Source organism: uncultured Litoreibacter sp. (assembly GCF_947487515.1).
Taxonomy (GTDB): Bacteria; Pseudomonadota; Alphaproteobacteria; order Rhodobacterales; family Rhodobacteraceae; genus Litoreibacter.
On sequence record NZ_CANKWO010000001.1, the window covers coordinates 1,038,985 to 1,052,918 of the forward strand.

At 56.7% G+C, this 13,934-nt stretch carries 15 protein-coding genes; 7 read left to right on the plus strand and 8 right to left on the minus strand.

The features are described from left to right. Positions 1-153 precede the first annotated feature (153 nt). Entirely contained in the window at positions 154-612 is a 459-nt protein-coding gene (locus Q0746_RS05110) for an Rrf2 family transcriptional regulator (protein WP_298257837.1), read from the minus strand. Between the two features lie 81 nt (positions 613-693). On the opposite strand from Q0746_RS05110, the gene Q0746_RS05115 reads away from it, so the two are divergent. The 3 genes from Q0746_RS05115 to Q0746_RS05125 are packed head-to-tail and all read left to right on the plus strand — an operon-like array spanning position 694 to position 2,509. Continuing rightward, positions 694-867 carry a hypothetical protein gene (locus Q0746_RS05115; protein ID WP_298257839.1) on the plus strand — a complete coding sequence of 58 codons (174 nt, stop codon included), beginning with the start codon at positions 694-696 and terminating at the stop codon, positions 865-867. Next, positions 864-1,274 carry a group III truncated hemoglobin gene (locus Q0746_RS05120; RefSeq protein ID WP_298257841.1) on the plus strand — a complete coding sequence of 137 codons (411 nt, stop codon included), beginning with the start codon at positions 864-866 and terminating at the stop codon, positions 1,272-1,274. The genes Q0746_RS05115 and Q0746_RS05120 overlap by 4 nt, the downstream gene beginning before the upstream one ends. A 53-nt stretch (positions 1,275-1,327) precedes the next feature. Then, positions 1,328-2,509: an NAD(P)/FAD-dependent oxidoreductase gene (locus Q0746_RS05125; RefSeq protein ID WP_298257843.1), complete on the plus strand. Its 1,182-nt coding sequence runs from the start codon at positions 1,328-1,330 to the stop codon at positions 2,507-2,509. On the opposite strand, the gene Q0746_RS05130 is transcribed toward Q0746_RS05125, so the two are convergent. Both Q0746_RS05130 and Q0746_RS05135 read right to left on the minus strand, forming a co-directional pair. Next, on the minus strand, positions 2,506-3,489 hold the full coding sequence (locus tag Q0746_RS05130) for a TIGR01620 family protein (protein WP_298257845.1): 984 nt from the start codon (positions 3,487-3,489) through the stop codon (positions 2,506-2,508). The genes Q0746_RS05125 and Q0746_RS05130 overlap by 4 nt on opposite strands. Continuing rightward, entirely contained in the window at positions 3,486-4,889 is a 1,404-nt protein-coding gene (locus tag Q0746_RS05135) for a YcjX family protein (RefSeq protein ID WP_298257847.1), read from the minus strand. Before Q0746_RS05135 ends, Q0746_RS05130 begins: the two co-directional genes overlap by 4 nt. 94 nt (positions 4,890-4,983) lie before the next feature. Between Q0746_RS05135 and truA the strand changes: the two genes are divergently transcribed. Then, positions 4,984-5,784, plus strand: coding sequence for a tRNA pseudouridine(38-40) synthase TruA (truA, locus tag Q0746_RS05140; RefSeq protein WP_298257849.1), 801 nt, complete (start codon positions 4,984-4,986; stop codon positions 5,782-5,784). 12 nt (positions 5,785-5,796) lie between these two features. Here truA and Q0746_RS05145 read toward each other — a convergent pair whose 3' ends face one another. The 3 genes from Q0746_RS05145 to Q0746_RS05155 form a co-directional block, all read right to left on the minus strand. Beyond that, the gene (locus Q0746_RS05145; protein ID WP_298257851.1) at positions 5,797-6,477 is read right to left on the minus strand and encodes a hypothetical protein; all 681 of its coding nucleotides are present in this window, start codon (positions 6,475-6,477) and stop codon (positions 5,797-5,799) included. Between the two features lie 307 nt (positions 6,478-6,784). Further along, a complete protein-coding gene (locus tag Q0746_RS05150; RefSeq protein ID WP_298257853.1) occupies positions 6,785-7,546 on the minus strand; it encodes an ABC transporter permease in 762 nt (253 codons plus the stop codon). Continuing rightward, on the minus strand, positions 7,543-8,469 hold the full coding sequence (locus Q0746_RS05155; RefSeq protein ID WP_298257855.1) for an ABC transporter ATP-binding protein: 927 nt from the start codon (positions 8,467-8,469) through the stop codon (positions 7,543-7,545). Before Q0746_RS05155 ends, Q0746_RS05150 begins: the two co-directional genes overlap by 4 nt. A gap of 246 nt (positions 8,470-8,715) precedes the next feature. Here Q0746_RS05155 and Q0746_RS05160 point away from each other — a divergent pair, with 246 nt between their 5' ends. Further along, the gene (locus tag Q0746_RS05160; RefSeq protein ID WP_298257857.1) at positions 8,716-9,054 is read left to right on the plus strand and encodes a hypothetical protein; all 339 of its coding nucleotides are present in this window, start codon (positions 8,716-8,718) and stop codon (positions 9,052-9,054) included. Here Q0746_RS05160 and rpe read toward each other — a convergent pair. After that, a complete protein-coding gene (rpe, locus tag Q0746_RS05165; RefSeq protein WP_298257859.1) occupies positions 9,051-9,728 on the minus strand; it encodes a ribulose-phosphate 3-epimerase in 678 nt (225 codons plus the stop codon). The two genes, Q0746_RS05160 and rpe, sit on opposite strands and share 4 nt — an antisense overlap. A gap of 156 nt (positions 9,729-9,884) precedes the next feature. Here rpe and deoC point away from each other — a divergent pair, with 156 nt between their 5' ends. Next, positions 9,885-10,847, plus strand: a complete 963-nt coding sequence (gene deoC / locus Q0746_RS05170; RefSeq protein WP_298258069.1) for a deoxyribose-phosphate aldolase — start codon at positions 9,885-9,887, stop codon at positions 10,845-10,847. A gap of 4 nt (positions 10,848-10,851) precedes the next feature. Further along, positions 10,852-13,152, plus strand: coding sequence for an aldehyde dehydrogenase family protein (locus tag Q0746_RS05175; protein WP_298257861.1), 2,301 nt, complete (start codon positions 10,852-10,854; stop codon positions 13,150-13,152). Between the two features lie 60 nt (positions 13,153-13,212). Here Q0746_RS05175 and Q0746_RS05180 read toward each other — a convergent pair whose 3' ends face one another. Next, entirely contained in the window at positions 13,213-13,893 is a 681-nt protein-coding gene (locus tag Q0746_RS05180) for an MIP family channel protein (protein ID WP_298257863.1), read from the minus strand. Positions 13,894-13,934 lie beyond the last annotated feature (41 nt).

Consider the following 13,934-nt stretch of genomic DNA (forward strand, 5'->3'; position numbering starts at 1 on the left):
TGAGGCGTCCTTTGTCGTCGGAATTGCAATTCGGAGTGGGGTCGGTGCGAGAAACTCAAACACCTTTGCCCGGCGTCTCATTTTGATCAGAGCGCCGGGGATATAATTCGAATAATGACGATGCTTTGTGTCATGAGGCGCTTATAACCTTGGCTACACCGGTTCGTCCAGTGCGCTTGCGTCGCTTAGTCCAAGCAACTGCGCAAGGGCACCGCTTTCCTGACTGACCTGCGCAAGGCTATAGCTATCCAGCACTTTGAAGAAGGCTTCTTGCGCTTCGATCAGTGGTCCGCGCAACCCGCACGCAGGGGTAATAACGCATGCCCCGTTTCCTGCGAAGCACTCCACAACAGACAAGTTACGCGTAAGGCTTCGCACCACGGACCCAATAAGAATTTCTTCCGCTGGCTTTGCCAAACTCAAACCACCGGCCCGCCCGCGTGTGGAAACCACGAACCCCTCGCCCGCCAAGGCTGTCGCGACTTTGGACAGATGGTGCTCTGATAGCGAAAACTTCGACGCTATTTCGGCAACCGAGGCCTTCGGATCATCATTGACGCGAAGGTACATCAGTATTCGGAGGCCGTAGTCTGTGAACTTGTCCAACTGCATCGCAAATATTTAGCATTTACAATGCGCAATTAAAAGCGCTAGATAATACGCATCTAAAATACCCATTAAAGGGGACATGCGATGGCGACGCCCACCACCTCCGAAAAACTTGCTGACGTCCTTTTGTGGCCTGGCACCAAGATTTGCCAATTCTTCGGGATACAACCCACAGATGACGCGGGCCTGATCCGCTCTATGTTCAACATGCTGGTGTATCTTTGCGTTTTGCTCCCGATCCTTTGGATCCTCCTATGAGAGCCCAGCCTCCTCGGTTCCCGATCACCGCCGCCCAAATTGAGAGCGTGGTCACGAAGTTCTATGCGCAAGTACGATCCGATACCATTTTGGGGCCGGTGTTTGCGGCTCATATCCCCAAAGACGGTTGGCCCGCACATGAAGCCAAGATCGCGAGTTTCTGGCGGAACGCCATTCTGTCAGAGCGCAGCTATGACGGAAACCCGATGCAAAAGCACATGAATGCGCGCGATGTGCACGCGGAACATTTTCCGCTTTGGCTGGCCTTGTTTGACAAAGTTCTGGCGGATGAACTCCCGCAGGACACTGCCTCCGCCTTTTCCAATTTGGCCCATCGCATTGCGCGCGGATTGCGCATGGGGGTTGAGGATTTACGCGCCCCTCTCGACGCCCCGCCAATTTTATAGCCACATCCATTTTGCCCATGACGTCAGCGACTTAACTGCCTATGTTGCACCTCATGACATATAACATCGCAATCGCGGGCGCCGGCATTGGCGGCCTGACCGCCGCTGCCCTTTTGGCCAAACAAGGGCACCGCATCACTGTGTTCGACCAGTTCGACAAGCCACGTCCCGTCGGATCAGGCCTTGTCATTCAGCCAGTGGGGCAAGCTGTCTTGGACGAAATTGGGGCAGGAAATGCTGCCCGCGCCAAGGGCAACGCGGTGTTGCGAATGCTGGGACATGATGCAAGCAACGGGCGGCGCGTGTTGGACGTCACCTATGATCATGACCCTGAGGGCACGAACTACGGCCTCGCCATTCATCGCGCGGCTCTTTTCGATGTAATCATGAAGGCCGCCGTTACCGCTGGCGCTGAAATTCAGCCATCCCACACTGTGACGGCCTATGAGAACGGGGTACTCACCTTCGAAAACTGCGCGCCCCGTGGCCCGTTTGATTTGGTCATAGACAGCTCCGGAGTGTCTTCCCCCTTGTCTCCCATTACCGCCAGCCCGCTGCCCTACGGCGCGATTTGGGGCACGGTTCCGTGGAAGGAATGTGGCTTGCCACGCAATCAACTTACCCAAGTCTACCGGCGCGCAGATCGAATGATCGGCATCATGCCCTCCGGCAGCTTACCTGGGTCGGACGAACAACAAGCCGCCGTTTTTTGGTCCATGCCCCGCGACGGATATGACGCGTGGCGCGCGGCGCCCCTGACGGATTGGCTTGCAGAGGTCGCGTCGCTCTGGCCGCAAGCCGCCCCGATATTCGAGCAGATCACCAGCCACGATCAAATGACTATGGCCCGCTATTCACACGGCACTTTGCGCAAACCTTACGGCGACCGGCTGGCCATTATCGGGGATGCTGCGCACAAGGCCTCTCCGCAGCTGGGGCAAGGAGCGAATATGGCGATGCTGGATGCTTCGGCCTTGGCCAAAGCGATTGCGCAGCACCCGCTACAACAGGCCTTGCCCGCCTACGCAATGGCGCGTCGGTGGCATGTGCGCATCTACCAAGCGATGTCGCGGAGCTTTACGCCACAGTATCAGTCCGACAGTCGCATTCTACCAGTGCTGCGCGATCGTATTCTGTTTCCGGTCAGCCAGCTTCCACCGATCCCACGCCTTCTGACGCGCTTGGTTCGGGGGGATATGATTCCGCCGATGGCGTCGCTGACGTCGCGTGGCTAACCGGTTGGGAACAACCCCGTCAAAGCGCGGCGCAGCAATCCTGTAACGGTGGGACTTTTCTGCGCGCTGTAGGGCAGCGGGCGGCACACATCCATCGCCGCAACCCCTACGCGCGCCGTCAACGCCCCGTTGATAACCCCCTCGCCGAACCGTCGAGATACCTTCGACAGCACACCGCCACCGGCAATGGAGCCGATCAAATCGTCACCCACAGCGACCGCTCCGGTGGCCACCAAATGTGTCAGCACGGCCTTGGTCAAACGCCAGCTGCCCAGCGTCCCAGAACGCCCGCCATATATCTGAGCAATCCGCCGGATCATCCGCAGGTTCGAGGTCAGCGCGGTGACCAAATCCGCCAAGGCAAGCGGCACAATCGCGGTAACTGTTGCCACTTGCCGCGCGGCGGCCTCCACCTCAGCGCGCGCCATGGCGTCCAATGGCGCAAGCAAATGTGTTTCCGCCGCCCCCAGTATGCCGTCTGCATCAAAGCCGTCGGCTTCACGGGCCTTCAGCGCAACGCGCCCTGCCTCTAGCTCGGGGCGGTTGGCATAAAGCGCCATCAGCTGACCTGTTGTCCTGCGCGCAGCCTTCAAATCACCCGTGGCCAAGGCCCCATCAGCGTCCTTTCGAAGCCCGTCGATTTTCCTCAAACGTCCAATCGCCAACCATTCCTTGCCCGCAATCAGCAACAGAACAAATACAAACAGCCCCGTCAGCCCCACCGCGACAGCCCCCAAAATCGGGCTACGCAGGAGCAAAGCAGTGACGAAATCCCAAGTGGCAACGCTGATGACAAAGCCGACAAGGGCCAGCAAGGCTCCCCAGAAAAGTCGCGCCAATCTTGACGGTTTGCGCGCAGCGAATGCCGCCGCCGCCCGCATGGCATGGCCTTGTGGCACATCGTCGGCAATTGCGGGAGCCGTTGCAGGGGTCAGCTCCGCCGCCTCGTCTAACTCGATCAATACGGGGCGTTTGGTCATCTCAAGCGGTCTCCGATCAGGAACTCAGCCGCGCGGTCCAGCCGAATATGAGGCGGCCCCTCATTTGGGGCTAAGTTCAGTTTGGCAGGGGCGAAATTCATCACAGAGTACTCCGCGTCCAGCCAAGTATCAGCACCGTTTCGCGCCGCCCCAATGATCTTAGCCGGATCAGTCGGTAAATCACCCGGGTAAAATGCGGCTTGCTTGCCAGTGTCTTGCAAACGCCCGCGCACCACATCCAGCCCTTGCAAGTGATCCTCTGTTGTCGCGCGCAATGCGGCAATTGACATGGCTTGAGTTTGGGCTCCGGCGAAATCCGCGCGGTCGCGGGCCTCCCGTAGCAATGCCTCCATGATCGACGTCAGCTGCGGATGCTGAGAATGGTGCAAATGGTCGGCTTTGGTCGCGGCGAACAGGATTTTCTCGACCCGCTTGCCAAACAACATTTTCGACAACCACGCATTCGCCCCCGGACGAAACGCGCCCAAGATGTCGGCCATTGCCGTGCGTAGGTCGTCCACAGCCTGCGGGCCAGAATGAATTGCACCCAATGCATCGACCAGCACAACCTGACGGTCAATGCGCGAAAAATGGTCGCGAAAAAACGGCTTCACCACTTTGGATTTATACGCCTCAAATCGCCGCTCGAACTCGCGGTAAAGCGAGCCGCGTCGCGCCTTCTGCGCCAAAGGCAATGGTGCAAAGGTCAAAACAGGAGAGCCCGCCAAATCTCCGGGCAACAAGAACCGTCCCGGCGTATAATCAGAGAACCCTGCGTCACGGATCGCCTGCAAATAGGCGGTATAGGCCTCGGCAAAGCGCTTTGCTTGTGGTTCATCCAGCTTTGCACTGGCGTCGGTGGATTTCGCCAAAGATACGAAAGCCGCCCCCACATCGCGGGTATCCGCACGGCGCAAGGCCTCTTGCGACCACTCGGCAAAGGATTTGTCCATTAGCCCCAGGTCCAACAGCCATTCCCCTGGGTAGTCCACAATATCCAAATGCACTGTGCGCGGTCCGGACATCATGCCGATCAACCCCGTAGGTTGCACACGCATCGACAGGCGCAGCTCGGAAATTGAGCGCGTTGACGTGGGCCAATGCGGCTCGGAACCGGTGAGTGCTGCCAGATGCGCCTCAAAATCAAACCGCGGAACTGTGTCATCCGGTTGGGGATGCAAATATGCAGTTTGGATACCGCCATCCGCCGCCGCCCGAAGCTGCCCCATACGAGCGCGATCCATCAGATTGGCAATCAGCGAGGTGATGAAGACGGTCTTGCCCGCACGACTTAACCCCGTCACCCCAAGCCGGATCGACGGCTCAAATACGCCCGACACAGATTGTGTGGCACCTTCAACCGTGCGGCCAATGCCGTCGACAATATCGTATAGTATCAAATCCGCCCCTCAGGTTGTTGCACAATACATAGGGGGTCTGTGCTTCCGTGTGTAGGGCCTTGGCATCCCTTCCCCGCCACGCTACCTGTCGGGCATGCCAAGATATGCGCTCAAAATCGAATACAACGGTCAGCCCTTCAATGGCTGGCAACGTCAAGACGGCCAACCTACGGTGCAAGGGACCATTGAGGACGCCTTGCGCAAGCTGCAGCCCGATTTCGAAAAAATTGCAGCCGCAGGGCGGACGGATACCGGCGTGCATGGACTGGCCCAAGTGGCGCATGCGGATATGACCCGCAACTGGGAGGTGTTTCGCCTGAACGAGGCGTTGAACTACCACCTGAAGCCGCACCCGATATCCATTCTCGAAGTCGCCAAGGTTCATGACGACTGGCACGCCCGCTTTGATGCAAAAGAGCGGCGCTACTGGTTTCGACTATTGCATCGGCGCGCGCCCGCAACTCACGAGAAGGGGTTGGTGTGGCAGGTGAATTACCCACTGGATGCTGAATTAATGCGGGAAGCCGCACAATATCTGATCGGGAAGCATGACTTCACGACCTTTCGGTCCTCGACCTGTCAGGCACTGTCACCGGTGAAAACGCTAGACGCCTTGGAGATCGAGCAAATCAATGTGCCTTATGGCACGGAATACCGCTTTTCCATTCGCGCGCGCAGCTTTCTGCACAATCAAGTGCGCAGCTTTGTCGGGTCATTAGAAAGAGTTGGCTGCGGCTCTTGGGAGCCCATCCAGATGAAGCACGCCCTAGAAGCCTGCGACCGTGCTGCCTGTGGTCCGGTGTGCCCTGCCAGCGGCTTGTATCTTGCGGGTGTCGGGTATGAAAACGATCCCTTCACGGGGCTTGCACAAATGGGCACAGCTGCGACAGCCTAACCCCTTGAGCCATCAACTACGACTGGTGCCCATCACGTATTTTTCTTCGTCGTCCTTCTTACGCGCCCCTTCTGCGGCATCCTCTTTGCATCCAGATACATAGCGTTTCAACAGGCCGGTGTAGAATTCAATTTCCTCTTGCTGCTCGGTCAAACGGTTTAACCGCGCCTGCAAGGAGCGACTGTGCTGATGCACTATCTTGTCCGAACTCCCCGCCGCAAAAGAAAGCATATCGAAGATCGGCGACACGATGTCTTGCAAAACCTCAACCGCGATCCGCTCTCGTACGGTCGCAGAAGGCACCTCGACAGATCGTTCGTAATCAAGCACGCGCGTAACATCACCAACGATACGGCGAAATTGCAATCGAAGCGCCCCGTCCGGCAAATCTTCGGGTCGAAAATCAATGCGCAGCCCGCTTATGCCGATGCCCGGCAAAGAGAACGAGAAATCAGGTTTCTCAAAAATCTGCTGTTCCGCGTCCTCCGCCGCCAGCAAAGCCAACACGCTTCGCCCAAACTCTGGCACAAAGGCGCTTTGGATCGATCGCCCAGAGGTGAAGCAATGACTGTTGCGCATGTCCCCTGACACCATCTGCACCGAACGCACAAGAAAGCGGCTTGATGCCTCACGAGACAAAATTAAAATGAGGCTATCGTTAGATACTGGGCCAAGGGAAAGTGCCGTGGACATTGAGTTCCTCGATTGAAAAGAAAGAGTAAACACACGCAAATGGAGTAGGTATCAATCCATCAATATCTAGATATTGCGTCAAATTGATTAACAAAACCTTTACGACACACCATTGACGACCTTCCATCTACCACGAAAACAAGCGCTTTCAAACGGCTTCACTTTCAAACACCAAGAACGGCAACTTTTGGCCAGAAGATACGGCATCCAATCTCCCGTTCGACCGTTCCAAAGTCTTGAGCGCCCGTCCAAAAGACCAACAGCACCCCAGTCAGACGCCCCCTGTCCAACGCCCCCGCCCATGAAGTTAGCTTTTCAGCCGATATCCAGTTTTGAAAATCCAACCGATGATCGCGATGCAAACACCTGTAAACAGCGCGATGGCAAACAGGCTTAGCCCGATGGACACCTCGGCGCTGTCGAAAAAGGCCCAACGGAACCCAGATATCAGATAGACGACCGGATTGAACATCGTGATGGACTGCCAAATCGGTGGCAACATAGACACCGAGTAAAACGAACCGCCAAGGAACACGAGCGGGGTGATCACCAGCAGCGGGATCAATTGCAGTTGTTCAAAACTTCTGGCCCATATTCCTATGATGAACCCCAGCAAGGAAAAGCTGAAACATGTCATCACCAAGAAGGCCATCATCGCAATTGGATGCGCGATTTGCAGATCTACAAACAGAAAGGCGGTTCCCAGAATGATCAACCCGACCAGCAACGCTTTGGTTGCGGCGGCCCCCACGTATCCGATCAAGATCTCAACATAGGACACAGGCGCCGAGAGAAGTTCATAAACTGTGCCGATAAATTTGGGGAAATATATCCCGAAACTTGCATTGGCAGTGCTTTGGGTCATCACCGACAACATAATCAAACCCGGAACGATGAAGGCCCCATAACTGATGCCCTCCACGGTTTCGATGCGAGACCCGATCGCCCCTCCGAAAACAACGAAATACAAGGAGGTAGAGATCACCGGAGAGATAAAGCTTTGCAAAAGAGTGCGGAAAAAACGTGTCATTTCATACACGTAGATTGCCTTGATCGCGATCAGGTTCATGCCGCGCCCTCCACCAGTCCAACGAATATATCTTCCAAGGACGACTGCGACGTCGACACATCTTTCAGCATCAACCCCTGCGCAGCCAAATCACTTAACAACGATGTAATCCCCGTTCTATCGCCGCGCGTGTCATAGGAATACTCCAGACAATAGCCGTCATTCCCGATGGAAAGATTGTACCCCGAAAGCGCTTCGGGCATCTGTGTGACGGGCTGGTGCAGCTCAATGGTCAACTGTTTTTGACCCATTTGGGACATCAGTTCAGCCTTATCCTTCACCAACAGGATTTCCCCGCCATTTATAACGCCCACCCGATCCGCAATGGCTTCGGCTTCCTCAATGTAGTGCGTTGTCAAAATGATCGTCACCCCGTCTTCACGCAGGCCACGAACGATCTCCCACATGTCTTTGCGCAGCTCGACATCCACACCGGCCGAGGGCTCGTCCAAAAACAACACGCGCGGCTCGTGGCTCAGTGCTTTCGCAATCAACACCCGCCGCTTCATGCCCCCAGACAATTCCTTCACGCGCGCATCCTTTTTGTCCCACAAGGACAATTGGCGCAGCGTGCGTTCAATGTAATCGTCGTCGCGCGGCTTCCCGAATAACCCGCGCGAAAATTTCACTGAGTTCAGGACCGTCTCGAATGGCTCCAAGGACAGCTCCTGCGGCACTAGGCCAATCAAGCTGCGCGCGCCCCGAAACTTCTCCACGATGTCGTAGCCGCCAACTTCGACTGTTCCAGATGTGGCATTCACCATCCCACAAATCACTGAAATCAGAGTGGTTTTTCCGGCGCCATTCGGCCCAAGCAAGGCCAGTATCTCACCTTGTTCAATATCGAGAGAGACGCCCTTTAAAGCCGTAAATCCCCCATCATAGGTTTTCGTAACGTCTTTCACAGATACAATCGCAGACATACGTTCCCCAGACATAAATTTATAGAAACCTTTTAGGCATCTCCGGCACTAAGGAAAACCCAGTTTTCTGTGCATGAGACGAAGGTCATTGTGCAATTTCGCCAATCACATTGATTTTCATAAATTTTTGAATAAGTTAACGGCATTCGCCTCGGGGAGGGGCAAGGAAATCATAACACATTGCTGCCAAATGTTTATTCCGCGGAAATATGTTATGTGCTTCTTAACAATTGGGACGAGTAGCGAGTGAGCCTGCAACAAATCGATACCATGATCGACTTCGTGATCGCGCGTATTTCCGACACGCCGAACGGGTACCGCGCGGTGGTCAGAGATATGGCCACCCAATGGCCGGATGTCACGGGGGCGCAAATCGTTTTTGTCCTCGTCAGCGCTGCCCACGCCTTTGAACGGGTCTTCGAAGTCCCGAGCGAGCCGCGAACCGAAGTTCAGCAAACCTTCCGCATCGCCGCCCTTTTAGCCAGTGATCTTTTTGCCCTTCAGCAACGCAGCAACTTTGCGCCAACAGGTCGGGATTTGCTGTCCTATTGGCAGGAAAGCGATCCGTATTTTTTGACCCTCTAGGCGTAAGACGCCCGAATTGCGCGGATGTTGTCGCCATAAGGTTCAGGCGTGCTGACCGATCCCCCCTTAAAGACCGCGGACCCTGCCACCAGCACATCGGCACCGGCCTTCACCAACCCTGGCGCAGTGGCAGGGGTGACGCCACCGTCAATCTCAAGATGGATCGGACGATCACCAATCATCGCACGCAGCTCGGCCACTTTACTCTCCAGCGGGATAAAGCTTTGACCGCCAAACCCAGGGTTCACCGTCATAACGCAAACCAAATCAACCACATCAAGCAAATGTGCTACCGCAGAGGCAGGTGTCCCGGGGTTCAAGGCAACCCCCGCTTTCGCACCTGCGCCGCGGATCGCCTGCATGGTGCGATGGCAATGTGGCCCCGCCTCGACATGTGCGGTGATAAAATCGGCCCCTGCCTTGGCGAACTCCTCAATGTAGAGATCAACGGGCGCGATCATCAAATGCACATCCATCACCGTTTTGATATGCGGGCGGATCGCAGCACAGGTGGTTGGGCCAAAGCTAATGTTCGGGACAAAATGCCCATCCATCACATCGACGTGGATCCAGTCAGCGCCCTGCGCCTCCACCGCGTCGATCTCGGCACCAAAGTTGGCGAAATCGGCAGCCAGAATAGACGGTGCAATCTTTACGGAACGGTCGATGGTCATGGCAGAATCCCCTGATACGTTTTCTGCCCCCTCCCTAACCCGCAGGTTCTTGCAAGGGAAGGCATGCGATGCCTTGCAACGCTGGCGCGCTCGTGTCAGGTTCCTCGCTTCTCTACCCGAAGGACGCGTGACGTGAGCACCTTAACACAGACCAATATGCAGCTGCCGCAAGTGCATTTACCCAGAAACCCCGGCATGGCGCTAGACCTTGACTGGGTTGCGCGGGTGCAGGCGAACACCTCTGCGATCGAACGTCGCGCTGCGACCCTTTCTGGGCGCCGAAGCGTGAAGAAGGACTACCAAGCTGCATGGCTGGTGAAGGCCGTGACTTGCATCGACCTGACAACATTATCCGGCGATGACACCAAAGGCCGCGTGCAGCGGTTGTGCGCCAAAGCCCGCCAACCTATTCGCGCTGACCTTCAAGACGCGCTTGGGCTGAGCGGTATCCAAACTGGCGCGATCTGTGTCTACCATGACATGATCGAAACTGCGGTCAGCGCGTTGGAAGGATCGGGCATTCCTGTGGCCGCCGTCTCCACAGGCTTTCCCGCGGGCTTGTCGCCGTTTCACCTGCGGGTGGCCGAAATCGAGGAAAGCGTCAAAGCAGGTGCGCGCGAGATCGACATCGTCATTTCACGTCGCCATGTGCTGACCCAAAACTGGCAGGCCCTCTATGACGAGATGAAAGCCTTCCGCGCGGCTTGCGGGGATGCCCATGTGAAGGCGATTCTGGCGACTGGAGAATTGGGGTCCTTGCGCAATGTCGCGCGGGCCTCGCTGATTTGCATGATGGCCGGCGCGGATTTCATCAAGACCTCCACCGGCAAAGAAAGCGTCAATGCAACCCTGCCCGTGAGCCTTGTGATGATCCGAGCCATTCGCGACTACTTTGATGCCACGGGCTACCATGTGGGCTACAAACCCGCAGGCGGGATCTCCAAAGCCAAGGACGCGATCACCTATCTGGCGTTGATGAAGGACGAGTTGGGCCACCGTTGGCTACAACCTGATCTGTTTCGCTTTGGAGCCTCGTCACTTTTGAACGACATCGAACGCCAGCTCGAGCATCACATCACCGGCGCCTACTCCGCCTCTTACAGACATCCAATGGGCTAATCACATGACCGTAAAAGACATTCTAGAGACCATGGACTATGGCCCCGCCCCCGAAAGCGCCAACGACGCGCAAGCTTGGCTGGACGCCAAGAACCGCCAGTTCGGGCATTTCATTGGCGGGGAATTCACCACGCCTACACAGGATTTCACCTCAAAGAACCCCGCTACCGGCGAGGTACTGGCAGGTTTGTCGCAAGCGCGCCAAAGCGATGTGGATGCAGCTGTTGAGGCCGCAAGAAAGGCCCAAAAGGCATGGGCCAAGTCCGGCCACACCCGTGCAAAATACCTCTATGCCTTAGCGCGTGCGCTGCAAAAACACGCACGTTTGTTTGCGGTGCTGGAAACCCTCGACAACGGAAAACCCATCCGCGAAAGCCGCGACATCGACATCCCTTTGGCACAGCGCCATTTCTACCACCACGCGGGCTTTGCCCAACTGATGGAAAGCGAGCTGCCCGACCGCAAGGCTTTGGGCGTCTGTGGGCAAATCATCCCGTGGAATTTCCCGTTGTTGATGTTGGCATGGAAAATCGCCCCTGCCTTGGCCATGGGCAACACGGTGGTGTTGAAACCTGCGGAATACACCTCCCTGACCGCCTTGCTGTTTGCCGAGATATGCACCCAGATCGGCTTGCCGAAGGGGGTCGTCAACATCGTGACCGGCGATGGGGCGGTTGGTGAAATGATCACCGCCGCGGATGTCGACAAACTGGCGTTCACCGGCTCCACCGACGTAGGGCGCATCATCCGCAAGAAAACGGCGGGTTCGGGAAAAGCGCTGAGCCTCGAGTTGGGAGGAAAGTCCCCCTACATCGTCTTTGATGACGCGGACATCGACAGCGCCGTTGAAGGATTGGTTGACGCCATCTGGTTCAATCAAGGACAGGTGTGTTGCGCAGGATCGCGGTTGTTGGTGCAAGAGGGTATCGCGGATACATTTTACCGCAAGCTCAAGTCGCGCATGGGCGGGCTGCGTATTGGCGACCCGCTGGATAAATGCATCGACGTGGGGGCCATCGTGGACCCCGTTCAACGCGCGACAATCGCGGAAATGGTTGCCGCGAATACAGAAGGTGACACCTATCAGACCACCGCTCCAGAGGGCTGCTTCTACCCCCCGACCCTGATCACAGGGCTCACGACATCCTCTAGGCTGATGCAGGAAGAGATTTTCGGGCCTGTGTTGGTCTCTACCACATTCCGCACCCCAGCCGAGGTCGTGGCCATGGCCAATGACACTCGCTACGGGCTCGCCGCGACAGTTTGGACCGAGAACGTCAATCTGGCACTTGAGATCGCGCCGAAACTGGTTGCGGGCATCGTTTGGGTGAACGCCACCAACCTGATGGACGCTGCCGCGGGCTTTGGTGGTGTGCGCGAAAGCGGGCATGGCCGCGAAGGGGGCTGGGAAGGCCTGTCGAGCTACACCAAAGCCAAAGACGCGCCGAAACCCGCTAAACCCGTCACCGCCTTCACCGGCAAGGGCGGATTGTCAGACCCCATTGACCGGACCGCGAAGCTCTACATCGGTGGTAAGCAAACCCGCCCAGATGGCGGGTATTCGCGGGGTGTCTACGGGCCGAAAGGCGATGCATTGGGCGAAGTCTCATTGGCCAACCGCAAAGACCTACGCAACGCGGTCGAGGCGGCGCATAAGGCCAAAGGATGGGGCTCCACCACCGGACACCTGCGCGCGCAAATCTTGTATTACCTTGCTGAGAACCTCTCTGCGCGGGCTGGCGAATTTGCAGACCGTATCAAGGCGATGACAGGAAAGCAGGGCAAAGACGAGGTAGAAGCCGCGATAGAGACGCTGTTTACCTACGCAGCTTGGGCCGACAAATTCGATGGCCAAGTCCACGGCGTGCCGATCAGAGGTGTCGCCTTGGCAATGAAGGAACCTGTCGGCGTAATTGCCGCCCTGTGCGACCCGCGCCCCTTGGCTGGTTTAATCGAAGTCGTGGCGCCCGCCATCGCAATGGGCAACCGCGTGATCGCTGCGGCCTCCGAGCCGTTCCCCTTGGCAGCAACTGATTTTATTCAGGTGATGGAAACCTCTGATCTGCCCGCCGGCGTGATCAACCTGCTGACCGGAGACCACAGCGCGTTGGCGTCCCATATGGGCGCGCATATGGATGTGGATGCCGTCTGGAGTTTCGCCGACGCAAGCCATGCAACGGCCATTGAAACCGGTGCAGCCCTCAACATCAAACGCACGTTGATCGCCCCTGCACCATTGGCGCCCAAAGCCATGCTAGAGGCCGCCACAGAGGTGAAAAACATCTGGGTCCCTTACGGCGAATAACCACAAAAAACGCCCCGACACTTTCATGTCGGGGCGCAAAAGCTTTCTACGGCACTAAACTTATGGCGAGGTTATGCGCGCTTTGTGAAGGAAACCGCCCAATGCGCCACCCAGAAGCGGTGCGACGATGAACAGCCAAAGTTGAGACAATGCGGTAGGGCCCGCGAACAATGCAGGTCCGATAGACCGAGCAGGGTTAACGGACGTCCCTGTGACAGGAATGCCGATCAGGTGGATCATCACCAATGTCAGACCAATCACAAGACCTGCCATCGCCGAGTTTCCGGTCTCTGCCGTGACACCGAGGATCACGACCAAGAAGACAGCTGTTGCAATCACCTCAAATACGAAGGCCGCGGTCATGCCAAAGCCACCAATGTAGTCTGGGCCCCAGCCATTTTGACCTAGGCCGTTTGCGGCAACATCGTAGCCTGCGGTTTTCCCTGTTGCGATCACATAAATCGCACCGGCCGCAATGATCGCCCCAATGGTTTGGGACACACAATAGCCGATGAAGTCCTTCATATCGATGCGCCCGGCAACCAATGCCCCCATCGAAACCGCAGGGTTAAGATGCGCACCGGAAATCTGACCAATCGAATAGGCCATTGCGATAACCGAAATACCAAAGGCGAAACTGATACCGGTGAAGCCGATGTCGCCCCCCGCCAGTACCGCGGCCCCTACCCCGAAGAAGACAAGGACAAACGTCCCAAATGCTTCTGCTACATATTTATTCATGGATAACTCCCCTATTCAATTGCGCAAGCTCCGCCGCGCTC